This window comes from Facklamia sp. 7083-14-GEN3 (assembly GCF_024742075.1).
Taxonomy (GTDB): Bacteria; Bacillota; Bacilli; order Lactobacillales; family Aerococcaceae; genus Facklamia.
In genome coordinates, this window is record NZ_JANSGD010000001.1 from 87,410 (window position 1) to 110,808 (window position 23,399).

Annotated in this window: 21 protein-coding genes; 12 read left to right on the forward strand and 9 right to left on the reverse strand. The window is 33.8% G+C overall.

Annotation, left to right across the window (positions count from 1 at the left end):
• Positions 1-156: 156 nt before the first annotated feature.
• The 3 genes from NW240_RS00355 (at position 157) to NW240_RS00365 (ending at position 4,216) form a co-directional block, all read left to right on the forward strand.
• Positions 157-2,016: a hypothetical protein gene (locus tag NW240_RS00355; protein ID WP_258435441.1), complete on the forward strand. Its 1,860-nt coding sequence runs from the start codon at positions 157-159 to the stop codon at positions 2,014-2,016.
• 13 nt (positions 2,017-2,029) lie between these two features.
• Entirely contained in the window at positions 2,030-3,247 is a 1,218-nt protein-coding gene (locus NW240_RS00360) for an HNH/ENDO VII family nuclease (RefSeq protein ID WP_258435442.1), read from the forward strand.
• Between the two features lie 168 nt (positions 3,248-3,415).
• Positions 3,416-4,216, forward strand: coding sequence for a hypothetical protein (locus NW240_RS00365; protein ID WP_258435443.1), 801 nt, complete (start codon positions 3,416-3,418; stop codon positions 4,214-4,216).
• A gap of 101 nt (positions 4,217-4,317) precedes the next feature.
• On the opposite strand, the gene NW240_RS00370 is transcribed toward NW240_RS00365, so the two are convergent.
• On the reverse strand, positions 4,318-5,712 hold the full coding sequence (locus tag NW240_RS00370; RefSeq protein ID WP_258435444.1) for a sodium:alanine symporter family protein: 1,395 nt from the start codon (positions 5,710-5,712) through the stop codon (positions 4,318-4,320).
• Positions 5,713-6,049: 337 nt separating this feature from the next.
• Between NW240_RS00370 and NW240_RS00375 the strand changes: the two genes are divergently transcribed.
• On the forward strand, positions 6,050-6,583 hold the full coding sequence (locus NW240_RS00375; protein WP_258435445.1) for a GNAT family N-acetyltransferase: 534 nt from the start codon (positions 6,050-6,052) through the stop codon (positions 6,581-6,583).
• Between the two features lie 85 nt (positions 6,584-6,668).
• Positions 6,669-7,091 carry an 8-oxo-dGTP diphosphatase gene (locus NW240_RS00380; protein WP_396134551.1) on the forward strand — a complete coding sequence of 141 codons (423 nt, stop codon included), beginning with the start codon at positions 6,669-6,671 and terminating at the stop codon, positions 7,089-7,091.
• Positions 7,092-7,151: 60 nt separating this feature from the next.
• Here NW240_RS00380 and NW240_RS00385 read toward each other — a convergent pair whose 3' ends face one another.
• Both NW240_RS00385 and NW240_RS00390 read right to left on the reverse strand, forming a co-directional pair.
• Positions 7,152-7,577 (reverse strand): DUF2871 domain-containing protein, encoded by a 426-nt coding sequence (locus tag NW240_RS00385; protein WP_258435446.1) that lies wholly within the window; start codon positions 7,575-7,577, stop codon positions 7,152-7,154.
• 18 nt (positions 7,578-7,595) lie between these two features.
• Positions 7,596-8,018 (reverse strand): hypothetical protein, encoded by a 423-nt coding sequence (locus NW240_RS00390; RefSeq protein WP_258435447.1) that lies wholly within the window; start codon positions 8,016-8,018, stop codon positions 7,596-7,598.
• 255 nt (positions 8,019-8,273) lie between these two features.
• Between NW240_RS00390 and NW240_RS00395 the strand changes: the two genes are divergently transcribed.
• From NW240_RS00395 to NW240_RS00415, 5 genes are all read left to right on the forward strand, one after another.
• Positions 8,274-8,924, forward strand: a complete 651-nt coding sequence (locus NW240_RS00395) for a DsbA family oxidoreductase (RefSeq protein WP_258435448.1) — start codon at positions 8,274-8,276, stop codon at positions 8,922-8,924.
• Positions 8,925-8,938: 14 nt separating this feature from the next.
• Positions 8,939-9,382, forward strand: coding sequence for a GNAT family N-acetyltransferase (locus NW240_RS00400; RefSeq protein ID WP_258435449.1), 444 nt, complete (start codon positions 8,939-8,941; stop codon positions 9,380-9,382).
• 104 nt (positions 9,383-9,486) lie between these two features.
• On the forward strand, positions 9,487-9,783 hold the full coding sequence (locus NW240_RS00405) for a DUF6110 family protein (RefSeq protein WP_258435450.1): 297 nt from the start codon (positions 9,487-9,489) through the stop codon (positions 9,781-9,783).
• Positions 9,773-11,842 carry a heavy metal translocating P-type ATPase gene (locus tag NW240_RS00410; RefSeq protein ID WP_258435451.1) on the forward strand — a complete coding sequence of 690 codons (2,070 nt, stop codon included), beginning with the start codon at positions 9,773-9,775 and terminating at the stop codon, positions 11,840-11,842. Before NW240_RS00405 ends, NW240_RS00410 begins: the two co-directional genes overlap by 11 nt.
• A 183-nt stretch (positions 11,843-12,025) precedes the next feature.
• Positions 12,026-12,556 carry a GNAT family N-acetyltransferase gene (locus NW240_RS00415; protein WP_258435452.1) on the forward strand — a complete coding sequence of 177 codons (531 nt, stop codon included), beginning with the start codon at positions 12,026-12,028 and terminating at the stop codon, positions 12,554-12,556.
• A gap of 78 nt (positions 12,557-12,634) precedes the next feature.
• On the opposite strand, the gene rbsB is transcribed toward NW240_RS00415, so the two are convergent.
• Genes rbsB through NW240_RS00445 form a run of 6 tightly spaced genes read right to left on the reverse strand, consistent with a single transcriptional unit; the run spans position 12,635 to position 18,282 of the window.
• A complete protein-coding gene (gene rbsB, locus NW240_RS00420) occupies positions 12,635-13,561 on the reverse strand; it encodes a ribose ABC transporter substrate-binding protein RbsB (RefSeq protein ID WP_258435453.1) in 927 nt (308 codons plus the stop codon).
• A 13-nt stretch (positions 13,562-13,574) separates the two neighbouring features.
• Positions 13,575-14,528, reverse strand: a complete 954-nt coding sequence (gene rbsC / locus NW240_RS00425; protein ID WP_258435454.1) for an ABC transporter permease subunit — start codon at positions 14,526-14,528, stop codon at positions 13,575-13,577.
• A complete protein-coding gene (locus tag NW240_RS00430; RefSeq protein WP_258435455.1) occupies positions 14,528-16,009 on the reverse strand; it encodes a sugar ABC transporter ATP-binding protein in 1,482 nt (493 codons plus the stop codon). Before NW240_RS00430 ends, rbsC begins: the two co-directional genes overlap by 1 nt.
• An 11-nt stretch (positions 16,010-16,020) precedes the next feature.
• Positions 16,021-16,419, reverse strand: a complete 399-nt coding sequence (gene rbsD, locus NW240_RS00435) for a D-ribose pyranase (RefSeq protein ID WP_258435456.1) — start codon at positions 16,417-16,419, stop codon at positions 16,021-16,023.
• Positions 16,394-17,302, reverse strand: a complete 909-nt coding sequence (gene rbsK, locus NW240_RS00440) for a ribokinase (protein ID WP_258435457.1) — start codon at positions 17,300-17,302, stop codon at positions 16,394-16,396. The genes rbsD and rbsK overlap by 26 nt, the downstream gene beginning before the upstream one ends.
• Positions 17,302-18,282 (reverse strand): LacI family DNA-binding transcriptional regulator, encoded by a 981-nt coding sequence (locus NW240_RS00445; RefSeq protein ID WP_258435458.1) that lies wholly within the window; start codon positions 18,280-18,282, stop codon positions 17,302-17,304. Before NW240_RS00445 ends, rbsK begins: the two co-directional genes overlap by 1 nt.
• 378 nt (positions 18,283-18,660) lie before the next feature.
• On the opposite strand from NW240_RS00445, the gene NW240_RS00450 reads away from it, so the two are divergent.
• Together NW240_RS00450 and NW240_RS00455 are read left to right on the forward strand one after the other, a co-directional pair.
• On the forward strand, positions 18,661-21,408 hold the full coding sequence (locus tag NW240_RS00450; RefSeq protein ID WP_258435459.1) for a Z1 domain-containing protein: 2,748 nt from the start codon (positions 18,661-18,663) through the stop codon (positions 21,406-21,408).
• Positions 21,398-23,398 (forward strand): hypothetical protein, encoded by a 2,001-nt coding sequence (locus tag NW240_RS00455; RefSeq protein ID WP_258435460.1) that lies wholly within the window; start codon positions 21,398-21,400, stop codon positions 23,396-23,398. The genes NW240_RS00450 and NW240_RS00455 overlap by 11 nt, the downstream gene beginning before the upstream one ends.
• Position 23,399 lies beyond the last annotated feature (1 nt).

The following is a 23,399-nucleotide window of genomic DNA, read 5'->3' on the forward strand; positions in this document are numbered from 1 at the left end:
GTGGTATCAGATAAACTGACATTTATTTTTGTATGAATATATTATTAATAAAAATAAATAAAGTAATGGTTACAAACATTGAAATCTGATAAAATTATTACTAATAATTATCCCAATTTAATTCTTCACTACACTAAAATGAAAGGTGAATTGTCTATGAATCATAAAAATATATATTTTCAATTTTGGATATTACTGTTAGTTTTTTTCTCATTGTTTACTTTAGAGACTAATATTTTTGCAAAAGAAAATAGCGTAATTGAAGGTCAGGTCTATCAACAAGAAGATATAAAAAATTATGACTTATCAAAGTCAAATGACATTCATCCCGATAATGAATTAGAGACTATTGGGCAATTCATTTTAAATGGTAATACTGATAACCAGAGCGATAATCAATATTATATTAAAGAGGGTCATTTAAATTTCCTTTACGAGTTAGATAAGGAAAAACTAACAGCTTTAAAAGATCAATGGCAAGTGGTAGAAGATAAAAATAAGAAAATTGGGAAACTGAAGTTAGATCAGCCAATTATGAATGGAGCTATCATTGTTCAGTCTTCCTTTGATGGAGAGGATTGGCAAACTGATAAAATAATTACGGATATTCTGTCCAAGGATACTGATTTATCTAAGCCTTTTTTTACAACCAATCAAATGCATGAAATAAATGGAGCTTATTACCGTATTTTAGTTACTTATAAGTTGGAAAGAGAAAGTGAACCTACAGATTTGATTATCTTTGATATAGATAATACTGAAACTAAATATCAATTTGAAGAGTATAAATTTTATGCTATTAATAAAAAAACAGTTGAAGAGGGGAATGCTTCACCTAGCGATAAACCTCGAAGAGAATTTAAATCTAAAGTCAATACCGGCTTAGACAATGGGTATAATTTAAATGAAGCTGAAAAAATTGATAAAGAGGACCCACATTTTGGCTGGGATCTTGGTTTCTTCACTGTAAATGGTTACACCAGAGAGGCTAAAGAATCCAATGGAAAACCAGTGTTTTTAAAGACTGTTGGTGATGAAATAAGACTGTGGTTTACTTTGAATCAAGAAATTGATCAGCTTGATAAAAATCCAGCCCTCAGGATTTCAGAGGACAAAAATGGCTATGATGTAGCTATGGGAATCAAACAAACGAACTTTAAACGGGGAACTCTAATTGTTAAATATACAGATGATGAAGGTCACAATTATGATCCGGTTATTTATACAGACTTTCTAGCTGCTAATGCGTCAACATATGCAGATACCCGCATTCAACTTTTTGAAGAGGGAGATTACGAAGTAACTTTAAATTATGAAGTGAGTAATAGTCCGCGTCGATATGCTTCCGTCGATGTACTTCCTAAATATTATAATTATAAAATGAATTTTGAATTTGCCATTAGAAATGGAAACACCATGGCTTTTCCAAGAGATATGGAGACAGGTTCAGAATTAAAAGATAGGGCCTATACAAGAAGTGGTTTTATAGTCGATTTTACACAATCGAAATATTTAACTTTAGATGTTGTGAGAAAAGAAGTGATAACGAATGATGATGGCAGCCTTTCTAGCAGTGTACGTTCCAATACAGTTGGCAATGGGCTCAATACTTATGACAAGCCAGGCATCTATGAACTAACTGTTAAAAATCAATATTCAGAATCTTTACCAACAACCATAACTATTTTTGTAGGTGAAGATAAAAATATTATGGCATTAGCGAAAAACAAATTAAGTATCGAAGAATTTAACCAATCTTTATTAGCTGGCAAAGAAATTGATGATAGTGGTGAAATAGTCGATCAGATCGAAAATGATTCCACAGAGGAAAAAATAATAAAGACAGAATCGTCAGTCGAAACTTCAGCAGATAAAAATAAGGAAGTTGACACTGAAACAACGCAATTGGAAGTCAAAGTAAGTGAGAATAAAGAGAGCAACATTTTTCTTCCTACAATAGGTATTGTTGGCTTAATGATTATCGGTTGGATGATTTTCCAAAAGAGAAAGTTTTAAGGAGGAAGCACCTATGAAAAAATTAATTACTTTACTTTTATCTTTTGTTTTCTTAATAGGTAGTTGTTTGACTCCTTTCGCTAACATAAATTTTTTAAATACAGTAACTGCTTATGCTGTGGAGGAATTGGATGATAATGACCAAGAATATAAAAATATCATACCTGACTTCACTGGGATGGAAGATCCAGATTTACAAAGATATATTGAAGATAATTTATATACTGAAATAATTAAAGAGCTTAATAATGATGAAGTGTTTATCGAAAATGTTGAGGCTGTCTATTTATCACAAGAATATCTTGAAGAACTCGCCTATAATTCAAAAGAAAATATTTATTTTGGGTATTCATTGAATGATTTGGATGAGATGTTAAATGATCAACGTTATGTTTTCACTTTAGGAGATTCAAATGAAACAGCCGTTGAATTATTTGAAGACTATGATGACACCTTCACTAAAGTTGCGACGAATGTAGCGATGGGTTCAGGAGTCATTATAGTTTTTATTACAGCTTCACTTGTGACATCAGGAACACCTGTAGTTAGTTTGATGTTTGCTACGGGTGCTAAATCTGCTTTAACTTTGGCATCGTCATCTGCTGGATTAAGTGGTTTAGCGGCGGCAGCTATCACAGGTGTTCAAACTAAAGATATGGAAAAAGCGATAAAATCCGGTCTGGTAACAGCTAGTAATGAATTTAAATGGGGAGCTATTCTTGGATCCATAACGGGTGCAGGGTCTGTAGGTTACAAATACAATAAAGCGTTAAATAGTTTAAAGGGTTCTGAATTATCTGGTTTAAACTTAAAAGAGGCAGCTTTCCGACAAGTAGAGTCTGGTTATCCAGTAGGAATAATTAAAGAAATAAAGACTGTAAAAGAATATAATCACTATCGAGACGTTGGATTAAAGGCTAAAATGATTAATGGGAAGTTAAACATGGTACAAAAGATTGATTTAAACTATAAACCTAAGGGAAGCAAATTGACAAACCTCCAACTAATGGAGTCAGGAAAAGCTCCGATTGACCCTGTTTCTAAGTTGCCTTATGAACTTCATCATGTTGGTCAAAAAAAAGATGGTGTATTAGCTGTTTTGACAAAGAGTCAGCATCGTGACGACATGACTATTCTTCATGAAATGGGAAAAACAAGTGAAATTAATCGGACTGAATTTGATACAATAAGAAAACAGTTTTGGAAGAAGTACGCAGCATCTTTTAAGTAAAACGATTAATTAGAAATAAATTTTATTAAAATTGAAAGATTTCTTTGGTACAATTTTCTTAATCATTAATAAGACTTTTAAATCAACAAATAAATTATCGTAAAAAAAACAGAGCCTATTATAGAAGTTTATTCTATAACTTCAAAAAATTATGACAGGGGTAAAAATATGGAAAATATTAACTTTGAAATGTTGCTCGTTGAATCTGCGAAACTTCCTATGGTTAAGATCGATCGTGAGTTGTTCTTAAGAAAAGAACTTCGCGGTAAATATCCTAAAGAAATTATCGAAAAGGCAATTGAATACAATCCAGCTTATGCTGGAATCAGTGTTGAAGATATCAATAAGATTGCTAAAAGCTGTATTATTGCTGAGAGAAATAAAGTGACCGCTTTATCTGCAGCAGCGGGGCTTCCTGGTGGCTTTGCTATGTTGGGAACAGTTCCGGCAGATTTGACACAGTATTTTGCGCATGTCCTTCGTATTTTACAAGAATTGATCTATCTTTATGGTTGGCAAGAGTTAAGACTCGATTCTGAGGAAATTAAAGAAGAAACGAAAAATCTACTTATATTATTTGTGGGTATTATGTTTGGAGTCAATGGAGCAGTTACTACTATTAATAAATTGACTGGACAAGTTGCTAAACAAGTGGCTAAAAAACTTCCTCAAAAAGCCTTAACGAAGGGTATGATTTATCCATTTGTAAAAAAAGTAGCTGCATTATTAGGTATTAGAATGACTAGACAAATTTTTGCAAGAAGTGTTTCGAAGGCTGTGCCAGTTATTGGTGCAGTTGTATCAGGTGGTTTGACCTATGCTACATTTACACCAATGGCTGAAAAGCTTAAAAATCATTTAGCATCTAATGAATTAGCAAGTGTGACTTACTACCAAGAAAATAAAGAAGATGATGTTATAGAGATTATAGATGCTGAAATTATTGATGAAATTGATGAAAATTTTTAATTAGTTAAATATATCAATATTATCTATGATTTTCACTTAAAACTCAAAGACCCCTGAAGCTCGGCTTCAGGGGTCTTTTATTGTAGTAATGTATATTATGGTTAAACCATTTCTTCTCGATTATATTCTCTACCAGCTTTAAAGCTATCTAATATACGTTTAACTTGTGGGGCGAGGAAGATAAGGGCAATCATGTTTGGAAATACCATCAGACCGTTGAAGAAATCAGCCATGAGCCAAACAAAATCTACTTTTTGTGTCAGAGACGATCCTAGAATAATAAAGAAAATAACGATGATACGATAAGGTAAGAGACCCTTGTGACCAAATAAATAACGGATGTTAGTTTCACCAAAGTAGTACCAACCAACAATAGTGGTAAAGGCAAAGAAAGTTAAACATAGAGCAAGGAAAGAAGTTCCTATGGTACCAAAAGCTGTAGAAAAGGCTTCTTGAGTAACTAATGGACCTGCTAAACCTTTTTCGTGAGCACCTGTCACTAAGATAACCATAGCAGTTGCTGTACCTACAACCAGTGTATCAATGACGACACCAACAATCGCAACTAAACCTTGTTCAGCGGGGTGTTTTACGTTAGCAACCGCGTGAGCATGTGGTGTAGAACCCATACCGGCTTCGTTAGAGAAGAGACCTCTAGCTACACCAAAGCGGATGGCTTGCTTGACGGTAGCCCCGATGGCACCACCCATCATAGATGTTGGTTTAAAAGCTTCAGTAAAAATAGATTGAAAGGCAGGAATTATTTGGTCATTATAAACAAACATCACAACAATTACACCTAGGATGTATAATACTGCCATCACAGGTACTACAAGTTCAGCAAAGTTTGCAATACGTTTCATTCCGCCCATAAATACTAAAGCAGCAGCTCCGGCGATCACTATCCCTACAATAATTGGATTGATACCAGTCGCTTCAGTCACAGCTGCGGAAATAGAGTTCGATTGAACCAGATTACCAATAAATCCTAAAGCTATAATGATAGCTACTGAGAAGAAAGCAGCTAAGAATTTAGCAAATTTTTTATTATTAATCCCTTTACTGATGTAGAAGGCAGGTCCCCCTACATAATCTCCTTCACGCACTTCGCGGTATTTTTGAGCCAAGACAGCTTCACCAAAGATGGTCGCCATCCCAATGAATGCAGACATCCACATCCAGAAAATAGCACCAGGACCGCCGGCCATAATGGCTGTAGCGATCCCCGCTACGTTACCCGTTCCGACTTGTGCAGCAACCGCAGTTGCTAAAGCTTGGAAAGAAGACATGGTTCCTGCTTCATCTTTTTCTTTCTTTCCAAATACTCCTCCAAATGTTTCTTTAAAAGCTTTGCCAAAAAAGCGTATTTGTGGGAAACCGAGATAAACAGAATATAAAAGACCGACTGCAACGAGAAGATACAAGAGCACACTAGACCACATCTTATCACTTAGTTCTGTCATTACTTCGACAAAAGTGTTGAGAAAAGACTCCATAAAACCCCTCCTAAATGTTTTGTTAAATTAATTTTAATTTAGTAGAGAACTATAGTCAATAAAATATTGTAAGCGATAACATATTTTGTTTATAATGCTAGATTAATAAATATAATTGTACACTTTGACCAATTAAATGAGATTTTTTATTTTAAAATTGACATTTAAAAACTTAAGTATATTCAATATTATTCTCGTGAGTTATAAAGTATAATAGGATTAGATAGGTTCTAGAAACATAATAAAGTAAAAAATATTTTTATACATTCAGCACAGATTTTTTTATCTAATTAAGTTGATATTGAACAGATGAAAACAAAAAGAATAGGAGAAAGTTATGCAACTATTTACAGAACGCCTAATTATTCGCCCTCTTAAAGATTCTGATTACAAATCGTGGCTAAGGGGCTTTAACGGACGTGCCGCATCATTTAATGAATTTGATGAAGGAAAAATCGATATGTCTATTTGTACAAAAGACTGGTTTAACATGTTGATCGCTAAGCACAAAAAAATGATGGATGAAGACTATCAGTACATATTCGGTATATTTGATAAAAACCTGGAGCATTTGGGTATGATTAATCTAGTAACTTTAGAGCGAGCAAATTTCCAATGGTGTGAATTAGGTTATTCTATTCATAATCAATATTGGCGCAATGGATATGCCTATGAAGCCTTGGACAGCTTTTTAGGATATGTTCAAAGTGATTTGAAGTTTCATCGAGTTGAGGCCCATGTGAAAGAGGGGAACACACCTTCTGCAAATTTACTCATAAAATTAGGTTTTAAAAGTGAAGGCATTCGTAAGAAATTTATTTTAGAAGAAGAATGGACTGACCGATTAATTTTCGCTAAAGTATTAGAATAAGGGGTGTTATCTATTCAATATTGGTTGATAGATAGTAGAATAAAAGTTTAAGGAGAATATAATTGTGTCAGAAACAGTTAATTTTATGAATATGTGTATGATTTGTCACGAGGACAAAGTGGTTGTTATGGACCGAAAAAGCCAAGATTGGCCAGGTATAACTTTTCCTGGCGGAAAGGTCGAATATGGTGAATCATTTATCGATTCTGTCATTCGAGAAGTAAAAGAAGAAACAGCTTTAAATATTTCTACTCCTCAGTTATGTGGGATCAAGCATTGGATGAAAGATAATCAAAGACATCTTGTGTTTTTTTATAAGACCAAAGAGTATGAAGGAAAACTTATCTCTTCTGAAGAAGGTGAGGTTTGGTGGGAAAGATTAGATAATCTCTCCTCTTTAGATTTAGCTCCAGACATGCTCGATATGGTTCGTGTATTCACTGAGGATCAAATCAGTGAATTTCATTATCGAATGGAAGGCGATAAATGGATTAGTAATTTGAAATAAGAAAAAGCAGTAGCTCATAGAGCTACTGCTTTTTAATAGGATAAGTTATTAGATTCTATTTTATTGCTTACTATCATTAATTACTGCTTTACGAATAGCAAGTAATAAAATGAGTAGGCCAATCGCTAGAATAATATGAGAGATACCCGCAACTCCTGATAAAGAGCTATTAGCAGCCGAAGATAAAGAGATTTCTTTTACTTGAACAATTCCTCGAGCTGTCAATGTAGCCACCAGCATCAATAAGCCTAGGTTATAAGTAATCATAAACCATTTCATCTTTTTATATTGCTCAAGATTAAAGAGTTTATTAAGAATAATTAGTAAAATAAAGACTAGCATTCCCAGAACCATCAAATGAACATGCAGTGTGGATAAGGATGTATCTGCTGTAAAGTTCATGTGTTTGGTGAATTCTCTATAAAAGACCCCGCTAATCATGGCCAGCACAAAATAGAAAATGGCAAAGTTTATATATTTCTTCATTGTTTACTCCTTTTAAAATTAACTTTTGAAGTGATCTGCCTTGTTAAAATAATTCCACAAGAACATAACACCAGCTAGAAAGAGAGCAGCGCCTAAACCAAGATAAAAGATGGCAATCCAAAGACTTGGCCATAGATTAAATCTACGAATAGATATACCTAAAGTCATCATGAAAGCCATAATGATAAACGATTTCATGTCAAAGAATTTTAAGAAGAAAGTCTTTTCTTCGACATAGGATAGGATTCGTTTGGTGTGCTTTTTGACTAAGTTTTTAAAAACCATAAACCAAAAGAGAGAAAAGATTACTAGTGAGAGGACTAAGTTAACCAGGCTCCAATTGCCTTCGTAAGCTATAATTCCTATTCTTAAAATATTAAAGCCTGCAATGGCCCAAACAATTGCTGCTATTAATAACAAAGTTCTATTTTTTACTTTCATAATTTTACTCCTAACCAAAATGATTGTGATGTAGTATATATAATAACTTTCTTTATGACGAAGCTAGATTTTTTCTCCTTCTTAAGAATTACCACACTTTAATTGTAAAATCTTCTCGTATAAAATGTCAATTTTAGTGATTTAAAGTTGTGTCACTTTTTATTGTATAATTTAATAAATGCTTTAATGATTAATAGATGTTAAATGCAGTTACTCTATTAATCAATATATTTTAATTAAAAAAGGAGCGAAAGTATGAAAATTAATTATTGGGCGGATTATGCATGTCCCTATTGTTATATTGGTGAAGTGAGAATCAAACGAGCGATAAAGGAGTTGGGCTTATCAGATAAAATTCATTTGAATATGTTTGCCTATCAACTGGACCCCAATGCTGGTCAAGTTGCAGAAGGTGATATGGTAACACGTCTAGCTAATAAATATGGGATTACTAAGGAAGAGGCTGCAGAGAGAGTTTCAGGAGTTAAAGAATATGCTAAAGAGGACGGCTTAGATTTTGACTATACGAAGGTTCATTTTACTAATACTCTTGACGCGCATCGTCTAACCAAATTTGCCATGGAGCATTTAACAATTGAAGAAGTAGATGTTTTAAGAATGGCTATTTACAAAGCCTACTTTGAAGAGCATTTAGAGTTAGCTAATCATCAAGTCCTATTAGATATTGCAAAAAAGGCTGGACTAAAGGTGGATCAAGTAGAAAAATTTCTAAACAGTTCCCAATACAAAGACGAAGTGATCGAAGATCAAAAAGAGGCCCGTTCAAAAGATGTAAAAGGCGTACCTTGCTTCGTAATCGGTCAAGTAATGGTTCCAGGAGCAATGTCAGTTGAGACCTTTAAAGATATTATTAAGCAAGAGCTAGAAAATAATCATTTGTATTAGGATGAAGAGTAACAATGTTTTATGATACAAGCTTATTAAAAGATCAAACAATCTATTTAAAGTTAAAGAAAACGAGTGAAGCTCAAGCTGAAAAAAATTGGGTACCTGCTTATTATTTTGATATTTGTCTACTCAATGGGACAAAGATTGGGTACTGTGATCTGCGTATAGGGCACAATAAAAACACATATATTGGTGGCAACATTGGCTATGGCATTGATGCGGACTATCGAGGAAATCACTATGCTGCTAAAGCCTGTAGGTTACTCTTTAAATTAGCTAAACAACACAATATGTCCTATTTAATTATTACCACTGACCCAGCTAATATTGCTTCTTATCGTACCTGTGAAAGACTAGGCGGCGAATTAATTGAAATCGCGGATATCCCTAAGAATCATGATATGTATCAAAGAGGGATGCGAAAAGTTAATATTTACCAATTTGATTTCTCTTGAGACATTGATATTTACGTTTAACAAAAAAACAGATTCTTATTTGAAATACATAAATGACAGGTATATAATAGAAAAAATAAATATAAGGAAAGAAGGATGGTATTATGCTAAAGAAGCTAAAAAAAGCCACAGAAATTAGTAAATCATCAGGTTTGTTCTTAGGAGGAGCTCTTTTTGGAACACTGGGCTTAAAAGTTTTGACTAGTAAGAAGGCTAAAGAGAAATATGCTGAAATGATTGCTAGTTCTTATCAATTTAAAGATGAATTAGATGCCAGTGTATCTTCTATCAAGCAACATACAGATGATGTTTTAGCAGATGCGCAAGAAATCTATCAAGCTCGCAAGCAAGAAGAACAGATTAAGAGTATTGATGTCGTAGAAGGTCAAGATGAAGTTTAATATCTGTCATCAGAATCAAAGCCGTTTAAGGGTTAAAAGTTCCTTTCTTTTAACCCCAACTATTTGCGATTACTTAAAGGAAAAGAGCCATTCAAATGCTGCGATTCAAAGAATTGTTTTTTATAGTGATCAGAAAACATTGGCTATATCTGTTAATAAGGACTATGAGATTTCGCAGGCTATTCAATTTTTAAAAAGTATTGAGAGAGAAAAGATAAATCAATTACTAGAAAAACCCTACTATAAGGAGAAAACACCTTATGCGATTATTTCGAAGGAATTGAGTTTATTTGCACTTAGACGTCTTTTATTACCGAACCCCATTCAATATTTTTATACAATCTATCAATCATCGAATTATTTAAAAAGAGCAATCAAGGCTTTAATAAATAAAAATGTGAATATGGATGTGTTGGATGGAGCGGCAATTATTACTTCTATTTTAATTGGCCAACCTAAAACAGCGAGTTCTATTATGTTTATCATGGGACTAGGCGATCAATTAAATGATTGGACCAATAAAAAATCGATTGAAGACCTAGAAAACAGTCTTAAACAACAAAAACAAATGGTTTGGGTCCTGGATGATAAGGGTGTTAAAGTAGAACGCGATACTAAACAGATTAAAATGAATGATATTGTAGTGTTTACAGAAGGCAGTGAAATTTTATTCGATGGAGTTGTTCATTCTGGATCAGGAATGGTCAACGAAAGCTCATTAACGGGTGAGTTTTTCCCGGTTATGAAGCAAGACGGCGATGAAGTATTCTCTAATACGATTTTAGAAATGGGTGAGCTTTATGTTCAAGTCACCAACACGACTCTAAACAATCGTATTCATGAATTGATGGAGCTAATGAGGAAGTCAGAAGCTAATAGTAATACCCAACAAAATAAATACATTGCTTTAGCAGACAAACTGGTTAAGTATAACTTTTTAGGGGTAGTAATTACTTATTTATTAACCGGTTCGCTACGTAAGGCATTATCTTTTTTATTGGTCGATTTTTCATGTGCCTTGAAACTTTCCATCCCTATTTCTTATTTGTCTGCCATTAAAGACGCAGTTGATAAAGAAATATTAATTAAAAGTATGGCAGTGGTCGAAAAATATAATGACATTGATCTGGTTGTTTTTGATAAAACAGGCACCTTAACAATCTCTGACCCTAAAGTGGTTCAGACTATTTCTTTCCACGATTATAGCAAGGATGAAGTCTTGAGAATTGGGGCTTGTTTGGAAGAACATATCTACCATCCTTTAGCTAATGCGGTAGTTACTGAAGCAAAAGTCCAATCAATCGTTCATGATGAAATGCATGGACAATTACACCACATTGCTTCACGCGGCATTTTATCGACCATCGATGAAAAAGAAGTGGTTATTGGTAGCTATTTGTTGATGAAAGAAAAAAAGATTGCTATTACACAAGAACAAGAAGCAGTCATTGAGCAATATGAGCAACAATATAACTTACTTTATTTAGGTTATGATGGAAAATTAATTGGTTTGTTCTTAATTGATACGCCTTTAAGAGAGGATACAGCGAAAGTTATTCAGTGGTTACAAGACAATGGGAAAGAAGTGGCTCTTCTAACAGGAGATACGCAAAAAAGGACGCAAAGTCTAATCGATAATCTTTATTTTCACCATATAAAAACTGAAGTGTCACCAAGTGAGAAGTATCAGTTTATTAAAGAGCAAAAAGATGCCGGCAAGAAAGTGATGATGCTTGGAGATGGCCTTAATGATTCTGCTGCTCTGTCTTTAGCAGATATCGGGTGTGTGATGAATGACGCTGCCGATATTTGTAAGCAAACCAGCGACCTAGTATTATCCAACAATCAACTAGGTGGTTTGATGGAACTCCAAAAAATTAGTAGCTTGCTCGAAAAAAGGATCAAAAAGAATCTTAAAGAAACTATAGGTATTAACAGTTGTTTAATCATATTGGGGGTATTTGACTTATTATCTCCAAGTGCATTATCGATTCTTCATAATTTAACTACAACAGGAATTATATTGAGAAGTATGTCGGGCTTTAAAGCTCATAAATAATTTCTTCAAGAATCCCTTAAAGTGAGCATATTTTCCTCACTTTAGGGGTTTTTAATTTTTAAGGTTCCAAAATAAATAGGTTCGATGTAAAAAACCGCGTCTATACATGATCAAAATGCATGGGTCAACGCTAGTTATGATAAAAACATATGGGAGCTCAGCAGTCTAACAGGAGGAAAGACTATGAAAATAAAATATAATAAACTGTTGATACGTAATGCAGAAGCGTCAGATGCGATTCAATTATGTCAATGGTGGAATAGTGGAGAAGTAATGAAATGGGTTGGTTTTCCAAAAGGTCTAGGGAAGACGGTTGAAGAGGTGCAATCAAAAATTGAGAGCTATTCCGATGAGAAAGGTCGTCTTTTGTTGATTGAATATCAAGGTGCCCCTATAGGTGAATTATACTATGACAACTTGGGCCAGCAAGTAGCAGAAATCCATATAAAAATTTGTGTTTCAGACTTCCGTGAAAAGGGCATAGGTAGATTAGCGTTAAGTTTATTGGTTAAAGAATTATTTAAGAAAGCTTATAAAAAAATATTGATAAGTGTTGATTTAAAAAATACAAGAGCTCAACATGTTTATGAATTGTTAGGTTTTAAGATGACAGTTATTAATTATGATTCTTGGATGGATCAATTAGGTGAGAAACAATCGAGTATTGATTATGAGTTGATTGAAGAAGAGTTTAATGATTTTTCTCTACAATAATGAAGGATAGAAATAGCTAAAAAAGAAGGCCTCCTATCACATAATTAGTGATAGGGGGCCTTTAGATACTTTAAGAGTCTATTGTTCTTCTAATGAATCTTTAGTCACTAATTCTAAAGGTGAAGCAATGGATTCTTCAACTTCTTCTTCATTTAAATGTTTGATAGCTGCCTCAACAGCTAATTTACCCATTTCTTTAGGTTGTTGTGCTATAGTTGCTGCTAATTCGCCTTCTTTAACAGCTTCTAAACCATCATCATTACCGTCAAAACCAACTACCAAGATATCTTCTTCTAAGCCAGCTGCTTTAATGGCTTCAATGGCACCTAACGCCATTTCGTCATTTTGAGCAAAAACAGCTTTAACATCAGGATGTGCTTGAAGAAGGTTTTCCATAACAGTAAGTCCTTCTGAACGATTAAAGTTAGCTGATTGACTAGCTACGATGTCTAATTTATCTTTAGCGCCTTCCTCAAACCCCTGACCTCTCTCGTTAGTAGCAGAAGCACCAGGAACGCCTTCTAATTGGATAACTTGAGCATCTTCTCCGACCTTTTCAATAATGAAATCAGCTGCCATCTTACCACCTTCAACGTTATTTGAAGCGACTAGAGAGATAACTTCACCATCTTCAGCGTTGCGGTCAATAGTTATCACTGGAATGTTTGCTTCGTTAGCATTTTTGATTGCTGGAACAATAGCATCAGAGTCAACAGGGTTGATTAATAGAATATCAACACCTTGAGTAATTAAATCATCTAAACCATTAAGTTGAGTGGTTGCATCGTCTTGAGCATCAACAACTTGAACACTCGCGCCCATTTCTTTTGCAGCCTCTTCCACGCCTTCTTGTAAGTCCACGAAGAAGGGATTGTTAGTTGTTGATAAAGCTAAACCAATTGTGTATTCCTCGTCAGCAGCTAATACAGAAGTAAAATTAAAGCCTGAGAAAACAAGAGGGAAGATAGCTAATAGAGTGATAATAATTTTTTTAATAGTTTTCATAAATAGTCTCCTTTTATTTATCTTTACGATCCAATAAGACAGCGATTAAAATAACGACACCTTGAACAATTTGCTGATAAAAACTTGAAACGCCTAATAAGTTTAAACCGTTATTTAAGGTTCCAATAATTAAAGCTCCAACTAAGGTTCCAACAATGCGACCATGTCCACCAGCCATACTAGTACCACCAATCACCACTGCCGCAATAGCGTCCATTTCATAGGCTACTCCTGCTGTTGGTTGTGCAGAGTTTAAGCGTGAAGTTAAGATTAAACCTGCAATGGCAGCTAAAGCACCTGAAACAGTATAGACAATAATTTTTACACGATCACTATTAATCCCAGCGATAAAAGCTGCTTTCTCATTGCCACCGACCGAGAAGGTCTTGCGTCCGAAGGTTGTTTTATGTAATAAACAATAAAGGCCTGCAAAGACGATTAGCATGAGAATGACAGGCACTGGAATTTTAAATAAATACCCCCTTCCTATAGATTCAAAAAATTGCCCCCCTTCAAATTTAGTTAGGGGATTCCCCCCAGTTAATACCAAAGTTAGACCCCGATAAATCGTCATGGTAGAAAGGGTAGCAATAAAAGGTACAACATTACCCTTTGTAATAATTAAACCATTGACTGCCCCTAAAAGACCACCAAGCAAGACGCCTAATAAGACTGCTAATATCGGGTGAATGCCATACATCATCAAATAGGCAACAATCGCACTTGAAAGAGCTAAGACCGATCCGACAGATAAGTCGATCCCCCCAGTAATAATAACGAAAGTCATACCAAAAGCGATGAAAGCATTAATAGAAACCTGTCTGAGTAAGTTAAGTAAGTTATTTACTTTAATAAAATTAGGGTTTAAAGCCGTTACGAGTATAAATAATACAATTAAGGCTAAGACCGGACCTAATCTTCTTAAATTAAATTTTTTTGTTGAAGCTTTTAATTCTCGTTTATCCATTATTTCCCTCCTGTAGCTAAAGTCATGATGCGTTCTTCAGATAATTCTTCTTGTTTCAGACAACCATTTAGCCTTCCTTCATGAACAACAAGTACTCGATCACTCACACCAATAATTTCAGGCAAATCGCTTGATACCATAATAATTCCTACTCCACGATCTGTTAACTCGCGCATTAACAGATAAATTTCTCTTTTGGCTCCAATATCTACGCCTCGAGTAGGTTCATCTAAAATTAATATTTGTGTTCCAGCTGCTATCCATTTAGCAAGTACAACTTTTTGCTGGTTACCTCCTGAGAGCGAGGAGACAGGAAGGTGCATACTCGCTGTCTTAATAGCTAAACGTTCAATTAGTAATTGAACAAACTCTTCTTCCTCTTTATTGTTGATGAGACCGTTTTTAGCAAATTCATTGAAAGCTGTAATCCCAATATTGTCCTTAATAGAAAAATCTAAAAGGAGTCCTTCCTCTTTACGGTTTTCAGTCACATACCCTATGCCATGTTTAATAGCATGAAGCGGGGAAGTAATTTTTACCACTTGATCGTTTATAGCTATGGTTCCACGTTCAATGGGGAGCAATCCGAAAATAGCTGACATAATTTCTGTTCTTCCAGCTCCCATTAATCCTGAGACACCCAGTATTTCGCCTTGCTTTAAACTGAAAGAAATATCTTTAAACTTGCCGCTAACAGTTAAATCTTTAACTTCTAATAGCGTTCGACCGACTTCTGACCGTTCACTTGGATAATAATCACCAATGTCACGTCCAACCATCGCACTTACAATTTCTTTTTCATTAGTACTTCCGGCTTCTTTAGTCATGATGGAAATCCCATCTCGCATAACTGTAATTCGATCACTAATTTCAAAGATTTCTTTTAAGCGGTGAGAGATATAAACAATAGCGACTCCTTTTTGTTTGAGTTTTTGAATAATTGAGAACAAAGTCATAATTTCATTATCGGTTAAAGCGGCAGTGGGCTCGTCCATAATGATAACCGATGCATCGTTCATTAAGGTTTTGGCAATTTCAATTAATTGCTGTTGTCCAATACTCAAACTTTTCATGGGAGCGTTAAGATTAATTTGAATGTCCAGTTGTTGTAGAATGGACTCTGCTTTCGTTTTCATAGCTTGCTGATCACAGAGAATACCGAATTTTGTAATTTCTTTCCCCATAAACATATTCTCTAACACAGTCATTTCCGGCCAGGTAATTAACTCTTGATGTATAAAACTTACTCCATTATTTTCAGCATCTTTAGGATTATCAAATAATGATTCCTTACCATCTATAAGAATTTGTCCCTGATCAGCTTTCAGCAAACCCGTTAAGATATTCATTAAAGTGGATTTGCCAGCCCCATTTTCGCCCATTAAGGAATGGACCTCTCCGGCTTTTAAGTCGAAGTTTACACCTTTTAAGACATGATTGGCCGCAAATTGTTTATGGATATTGTTCATTTGTATGTCCATAATCATTCCCCCTAGAATACGACGCCTGATTGTAAGATAACATTAGCATATGGTGTGGCTTCACCGGTTCTGATAACTGCTTTACTGTGAGCCGTTTGCCCTTTAAAAGATTCATGGTCAATGAAGGCAATCTCAATTTGAGAATCGAAAATCTGCTGTATTTCCACTAGTAAATCTGGGTTGTGTTGCTTGATTTCTTCAGCTAAAATGATACGTTCAATTTTCATATCATCGATTACTGCTTTTAAGACACTGATAAACGAAGGTTCTCCTAGGCGAATGGCCAAATCAATTTTTTCAGTCCCTTGTACAATCGGAAGACCGCAATCGGCAATCGTCAACTGATCTGTATGGCCCATATCCGACAAAACTTTGGAAATATGACTATTCAAAATGCCATGCTGTTTCAAAGGCTTCACTCTCCTTCATTTGGTTGATAGTTGGCATACCACCTTGAGCGCCTTGTTTGCGAATAGATAGAGCAGCAGCAAGGTTCGCAAAACGTATCGCTTCTTCAAGTTCTAATTTTTTACCAATGGCCAATGCCAGAGCTCCATTAAAGGTGTCACCTGCGCCAGTCGTGTCTACAATTTGACTGACTGGAATAGAGGGTACACTCACTAATTTTTCTCCGTTATGGAAGAGAGTACCTTGAGCTCCTAATGTTACAATCATTTTATTAGGATATTCAGCGAGGACTGCTTCCATCTCTTGGCCAGGAAACATCAACTCAAACTCGTGTTCATTCGGTGTGATATAGTCGATAGCGTCCATATATTGGGCATTAAATTCTCGAGCGGGTGCTGGATTATAAACAATTTTACAATTTTCACTTTTCATTGTTTTAAAGACTTTTTCGACTGTTTTGATAGCACTTTCGTTTTGAATGAGTATTAAATCACAAGTTTTAAGAAATTCAAATTCTTTAACCACATCATTCACCGAATAGGCATCATTAGCTCCAGCCACGTAGATGATAGTATTTTCTCCTTCTACAACATTAATAATGGCTGATCCCGAAGGAAGTTGGTCTTTATTGATGACATGGGAAACATCGATGTGATTTGTTTGTAAGTTATTTAGTAAGTTCTTAGCGAAAGTATCATTTCCTACGGCTCCTAACAGATAGGTCTCTGCTCCTAATCGGCTGGCTGCAACCGCTTGGTTTGCACCTTTACCTCCAAAATAAGTTTCAAAGTGTTCACCATAGATTGTTTCACCAGCCTTTGGTCGACGTTTTGATGTCACAACAAAGTCTGTAGAAATACTTCCAATAACAGCTATTTTAACCATTATTCTACCTCCCTTAATGAATTTCGTTGTAATAATTGGGGTTTGATTTGGATAATTTTTGTTGTTTGATAATTAATTTCTTGGTTAATAATAGATAATAATAATTCTGTTCCTTGATAGCCAATTTCATAAGCGGGTTGTTGGATAGTTGATAATCCAGGTTGAGCATAGGAACCAAAGATAATGCCATCATAGCCAATGATCTGTACTTCTTTTGGAATTTTTACGCCTAATTGGTTCCACGTCTGCATGAGAGCTAAGGCATAAACATCGTTGGGGGCAATAACTGTTTGAATAGTTGGATATTTCTGAATAACCTCTCTAGCGACTTGGTCGGCAAATTCCATTTGAAAAGAATTTGTCGTGTAGATATGATAGTCAATTTTAGCAGGATCAAATACAGATTGGATTCCCTTTAGACGAAGCTGTGAAACATTCATATTCATTGGTCCAGTCATAATTAGAACGGAACCATGATTCGTTTTTCGAATCGCTTGGCCAATTAACTGCCCGCCATAAAAATCATCAGCAATCACTGCAAAACGATCGTTTGCATTCATCCGGTCTAGCGAAACGGTTGGAATATCTTCTGGGGTATCTAAATGTGTTCCATCTACTTTGATTATTCCAGCAATATTGTATTGCTTAAAGAAGTTAAGATAATTTTCTCCATTGGTTTCCTTGCCTTCAGTATTCCCTACAATTAACATATATCCATTTTTCATAGCGCATTTTTCCACACCTTTAATTATAGAAGGGAAGTAGGGATTGGTTATATTAGGAACGAGCAAACCGATAATCATTGATGACTTTCGGTTGAGAGATCTTGCGATTTCATTCGGTACATAGTTCAATTTTTTAATTGCTAAGAGAATTTTTTGTTTAGATTGTTGACCGACGTATCCACTGTTGTTGATTAAGCGTGAAACAGTTGCCACTGAGACACCTGCTTCCTTTGCCACATCACGAATTGTTGTCAAATAGTTCACGTCCATTCATGTGTAAACGGTTACACATGATAATTATATTAAATTTGCTCGGTTTGTCAAGATGATTTTTATAGCAACATTAGATATTTTTGTTCAAATCTCTTATGATTAGATCTAATATTATTTTTAAAATTTATGGTCATAGAATGATTCATTATAAAATCTAATTTCGTAATCATTACCTCTTATATTATTTACTAAAAGATTAAATTTAAAAAGTAATATTAAATAAAAGTAATGATTAGAAGTATATGATTATTAAGTAGGTAATAACTTTGCATTGCGAGTTTAACGGTACTTAGGTATTATTAAAGATAAAGATTTTATGTTTTAATATATTTACAGTTATTATCTACATTTGGAGGAATTATGAATAATTATAATGATGTCAAATATAATAAAGTTAAACGTTTAATAGAAGATTTAATAGATAATGGAAACTCTATTGAAAAAATTAGAAGCTTCACGATTTTCTCGGATGATAATCCTGAAGAATCATTTGAAAAACTTGGAAGTGTTCTTTTTGGTTTGGATATAAACTCTTTTGCATTAGATAATTGGAAAGAATTAGTAGATTTTATGACTAAAGAGCCAGAAAAACCAAAAGGGCTATTTAATGGAGCTATTAATGATTTTGAGGTTTCACATATTGAATCCTCCCAATGGAAACAGTATAAAAATCTCTTAATTAATAAAAATTTTACAACTGACGCTATCAATGAAATAGAGTGTTCTTGTAAAACGATTGTCCAGCAATTAAGTAAAAACACTCTAGAAACAGAAGCTACTAAAGGACTCGTAGTAGGAAATGTCCAGTCTGGTAAAACCGCTAATATGGTGGGAGTTATATCAATGGCTGCTGATTATGGTTTCAATTTTTTCATTATTTTCACAGGAATCATTGATAGTTTAAGAAGACAAACTCAATCGAGGATTTTTAAAGATTTAAATTTAGACAGCAAACATTCCTGGGTCAGTTTAAACAATCCATCTTTAAGAAGTGATGATGATGAATTAAATTGGGAAAATATTAAGGTAGGATTAGGTAGTAATAAAAAATATTTTACTGTTGGTTTAAAAAATAAAAAAAGAATGGAAGACCTACTGAAATGGTTATACTCCGATGAAAATAAAACTAAACAGTTGAAGGTTTTAGTGATTGATGACGAGGCAGACCAAGCGAGTATAAATACTAAAGATATCAATCAGAATGAAAGAACAACTATTAATAATTTATTGTTAAAAATAGTAAATGGTTATAATGATAACAAAATTTCAGCAATGAATTATATAAGCTATACCGCTACACCATTTGCAAATGTCTTAAACGAGACAGAAGGATTATTTCCAAAAGATTTTATAATCTCTTTAAAAGCAGCAAGTGATTACATTGGTCCAAGAGAAATATTTGGTTTGCAAGAACCGGAATCTACTCCTAGAATTCCAATAATATATTCTTTTTCTGACAATGAGAATATAATGATAGATTCGATCCATAATTTTAAAAGTCAAAGGATTCCAAATAAATTAAAAGAAGCATTGACTTGGTATATAATTGCCGCATCGATCTACAGATTATATGGCATTAGAAAACCAGTGTCTATGTTAATTCATACCAGTTATAAAATTGATCATCATGAAGCAATATACAACGTTGTTAAATCATTTTTGTTTGATATTAAAAACAATCAGCAAGTTTTTTTAGATTATGCTGAGGGAGTGTATGACCGAATCACTTTGGATTTTACTATTGATGATTTCAAACTTGGCATGGAAAAATACTCTAGCAAAGATAAAATCAAAGATTATCCTGAGTTCAAAAAGATTAAGCGACAAATAATTAATATTTTAGATGAGAGTGGCAATGAGTATTTGAGTAATATTCCTCTTGACGAAGATGGAGTTCCTAAATATCATAATGGGTTTCATTTAGTAATGGATAATAGCAAGTCTGAATCAATTGAATCCGATCAAGAAATAAGACTAATTTACCCATCAAAAATTTCGAATAATAGAGCACCAATGTTCATAGTTATAGGTGGGAATACATTATCACGAGGATTAACTCTTGAGGGGCTAGTGTCAACATATTTCCTTCGTAATACTAAACAAGCTGACACATTATTACAAATGGGAAGATGGTTTGGTTATCGAAAAGGGTATGAGTTATTACCAAGAGTATGGATGGACGGACTTACTCGTGACCGCTTTCAATATATAGCTCAGATTAATGAAGAACTTTCTGAAGAGATTGAGATGATGAATATGAGAGGAGAGAGTCCAAAAGACTTTGGAGTTCGAGTCAGAAACTCACCGGATAATGCTTTTCTCCAGTTAACCGCTGCCAATAAACGACAAAGTGCATCGGGAATTGAATTAGATTTTTCAGGTATTGATAAGCAAACCACTATCTTTAAAGATGATTATGAGGAGTTAACTCATAACTTAAATTTAACTATACAATTCATAAAAAGTTTACATACTCCTAGAGAGTCAGTCTATGGAGAAAACAATTTGGTTTGGGAAGGTATTTCTTTTAACAAAATAAAAAACTATTTGAAAAATTTCAAATTTTCTAATCGAGCTATATTTTTTAATAACATTGAGCTCATGATAGAGTGGTTTGAAAAAAATCAAGAACAGTCGAAGAATAATTTTCCTGATTTCAATGTTGTTTTAGTTTCCAAAGGTAGTAGTGATAGTAATTATTTATTTGAAGTAAATGGAACTCAAATATATCCAGTCACTCGTAGTAAAAAATATGATGTTGATCAAACTTTAAAAGTAGTTTCTATTGGCAATTTAACTTTATCTGACAATATCTTACTAGATATTGAGAATAAAGTTATAAATAAAACATCGAAAAAAAGCGAATTATTAAAGATAAGAAGACAAAGCAATTTGGGAAATGTACCGCAATTAGCTATTTATATTATTGATAAAGATAGTAAACCGCAGAAGAGTAACAAAGATAGGCGAGATTTAGAGTTTTCACAACATATAGTTGGAATCAATATTTTCATACCTGGGGTTACTAATAAAAGAAAGAACCTGGCACAATACTTAAAAATACCAATTCGATCTATTGATATGGAGGAAAATAGTTTTGAAGAATAATCAGATGAGCATAGAAATTGCTAGACCTGATGAGAGAATGTCTCCCTCTGGGAAAGCGCTATTGAAGTCATTAAGTAATGAGTCTTTACCAATTATTGATCTAGTAGTTAGAGAATCTTTTCAAAATAGTTTAGATGCTAAATTAAACATTTCGGATCAGGTCAAAGTAGATGTGACAATTAACGAGATTCAAACAAGTAAGATCTCAAAATTTTTCGCTGAGATTGATCAAAGACTAAATCAATTATTTCCGTCGAAATCAAAATTAGTAGCAATAAGGGATACTTATACTACAGGGTTAACGGGTGAATTTAATACTGATAATGTCGATAAACTTTCTGAAAGTAATATTTATAAGTTAATTTATGGAATAAATATGAATCAGGAGCAAAGCGATGCAGGAGGTTCTTGGGGACTAGGAAAAACTAGTTTTTACAGGATTGGCTGTGGTATTGTTATTTATTATACTAGAATTAAAACCAACTCAGGAAGATATGAAGAAAGGTTGGCGGCTTGTTTAATTGAGAATTCAGACTTAAAAAATGCAATTATGCCTGAAAATAATCGAGGAATAGCTTGGTGGGGAGAAAAATATTCAGATAATCCATTTGATAAATCGTATCCTATTACAGATAAAAAATTTATAAGACATTTCTTAAATACACTTAATATTGCTTCATACGAAGGTGACGAAACAGGCACTACTGCTATTATTCCATTTATAAATGAAGAAAATTTAATTTATGGAACTCAAGAAGCTAAGGATACAGAAGAAGATGTTTATTATTGGGAAAAAGATCTGGAGAAATCTTTCGATTTAGCAATAAAAAGATGGTATTTTCCAAGATTAATGAATATTAAATATAAGAAAAAATTTAATCAAGCCTATCTAATTTCATTTGTAAATAACAACTTAGTTCAAATTACAAATAGTAGACATACCTTTTCATACTTTAAGAAGCTTTATGATTCAGCTTTAGTGGGTGAAAGTTTAGAAGAGGGCATCATAGTAAAACCAATCTATCTTAAGTCAATGGGGATGGCTAACACTTCCATTCCAACAGGGTATTTAGCATATACGAAGGTTTCTACAGAAGATTTAGGTATGTCTACTAAAGGAGAACTGTCACCTTTAGCATACATAGGTATGCCTAACAGCTCTAATCGAAGATCAGGTAAAATACTAGCTTATTGTAGAAAACCAGGGATGGTTGTCGAATATGTGACTGATAATGCAGATTGGTTAAGTGGATTCAATGTGGAGAACGAAAAATTTGTTTTTGCTATGTTTGTTCCAAATAGTGATGGACCACTTCATTCTAAATATTCAGATACTTATGAGACACTAGAAAATTATTTGAGAGATACCGAGAATGCGGATCACGCTAACTGGGATGATAAACGATTAAATAAAAGAAAAATCACAATTATTTCGCGAATAAAAAAACAAGTAGCTAAAGATTTGTCAGAAGAATATGGGGAACAGCTAGAAGCTATAAGTAGTGGAAGGGCAAATTCTCTGAGTAGAAAATATGGGAAAAAATTTCTTCCAAATATAAACTACGGTAAAGCTGCTAGTGCTAAAGTAAAGAGTAAAACCAAAAAGAAAGATCAAACAGCGAAAAAATCTGTTGGAATTATATTAAAGTCATTTCAACAAATTAGTCAAGACGTTTATAAAGTAGAATGTAATTTAAAAATTGCTGGAATGACAGTAGTAGATATAAAGGCTAATGTCGTATCCACCGACAGAGAAATTAACCAAAATCAATGGATTAATACTTTTGGCTCGAATATTCCATTTCCTTTTGAAATTGATAAAGTAAGTTCTAAAAATATTATAGGTATCAGAGTTAAGGAAGATAGAATTTATAATATTACAAAAAATTTAAAAGAGGTACCAATTAGCTTATCCTTGAAGGTTTTAGATTCAAGTTTACAACCAACTCTAACTACTACAGCCAAGAAACTCGTATTGAAGGGGGATTAAA

What these genes read in the sequence shown, in the direction of transcription:
- NW240_RS00430 (WP_258435455.1), bottom strand. Translation starts at nt 16,009, where the DNA reads ATGGACATACAAATGAACAATATCCATAAACAATTTGCGGCCAATCAT.
- NW240_RS00450 (WP_258435459.1), top strand. Translation starts at nt 18,661, where the DNA reads ATGAATAATTATAATGATGTCAAATATAATAAAGTTAAACGTTTAATA.
- NW240_RS00380 (WP_396134551.1), top strand. Translation starts at nt 6,669, where the DNA reads ATGAATATGTGTATGATTTGTCACGAGGACAAAGTGGTTGTTATGGAC.
- NW240_RS00365 (WP_258435443.1), top strand. Translation starts at nt 3,416, where the DNA reads ATGGAAAATATTAACTTTGAAATGTTGCTCGTTGAATCTGCGAAACTT.
- rbsC (WP_258435454.1), bottom strand. Translation starts at nt 14,528, where the DNA reads ATGGATAAACGAGAATTAAAAGCTTCAACAAAAAAATTTAATTTAAGA.
- NW240_RS00395 (WP_258435448.1), top strand. Translation starts at nt 8,274, where the DNA reads ATGAAAATTAATTATTGGGCGGATTATGCATGTCCCTATTGTTATATT.
- rbsK (WP_258435457.1), bottom strand. Translation starts at nt 17,302, where the DNA reads ATGGTTAAAATAGCTGTTATTGGAAGTATTTCTACAGACTTTGTTGTG.
- NW240_RS00410 (WP_258435451.1), top strand. Translation starts at nt 9,773, where the DNA reads ATGAAGTTTAATATCTGTCATCAGAATCAAAGCCGTTTAAGGGTTAAA.
- NW240_RS00400 (WP_258435449.1), top strand. Translation starts at nt 8,939, where the DNA reads ATGTTTTATGATACAAGCTTATTAAAAGATCAAACAATCTATTTAAAG.
- rbsB (WP_258435453.1), bottom strand. Translation starts at nt 13,561, where the DNA reads ATGAAAACTATTAAAAAAATTATTATCACTCTATTAGCTATCTTCCCT.
- NW240_RS00390 (WP_258435447.1), bottom strand. Translation starts at nt 8,018, where the DNA reads ATGAAAGTAAAAAATAGAACTTTGTTATTAATAGCAGCAATTGTTTGG.
- NW240_RS00415 (WP_258435452.1), top strand. Translation starts at nt 12,026, where the DNA reads ATGAAAATAAAATATAATAAACTGTTGATACGTAATGCAGAAGCGTCA.
- NW240_RS00360 (WP_258435442.1), top strand. Translation starts at nt 2,030, where the DNA reads ATGAAAAAATTAATTACTTTACTTTTATCTTTTGTTTTCTTAATAGGT.
- NW240_RS00370 (WP_258435444.1), bottom strand. Translation starts at nt 5,712, where the DNA reads ATGGAGTCTTTTCTCAACACTTTTGTCGAAGTAATGACAGAACTAAGT.
- NW240_RS00375 (WP_258435445.1), top strand. Translation starts at nt 6,050, where the DNA reads ATGCAACTATTTACAGAACGCCTAATTATTCGCCCTCTTAAAGATTCT.
- NW240_RS00385 (WP_258435446.1), bottom strand. Translation starts at nt 7,577, where the DNA reads ATGAAGAAATATATAAACTTTGCCATTTTCTATTTTGTGCTGGCCATG.
- NW240_RS00405 (WP_258435450.1), top strand. Translation starts at nt 9,487, where the DNA reads ATGCTAAAGAAGCTAAAAAAAGCCACAGAAATTAGTAAATCATCAGGT.
- NW240_RS00355 (WP_258435441.1), top strand. Translation starts at nt 157, where the DNA reads ATGAATCATAAAAATATATATTTTCAATTTTGGATATTACTGTTAGTT.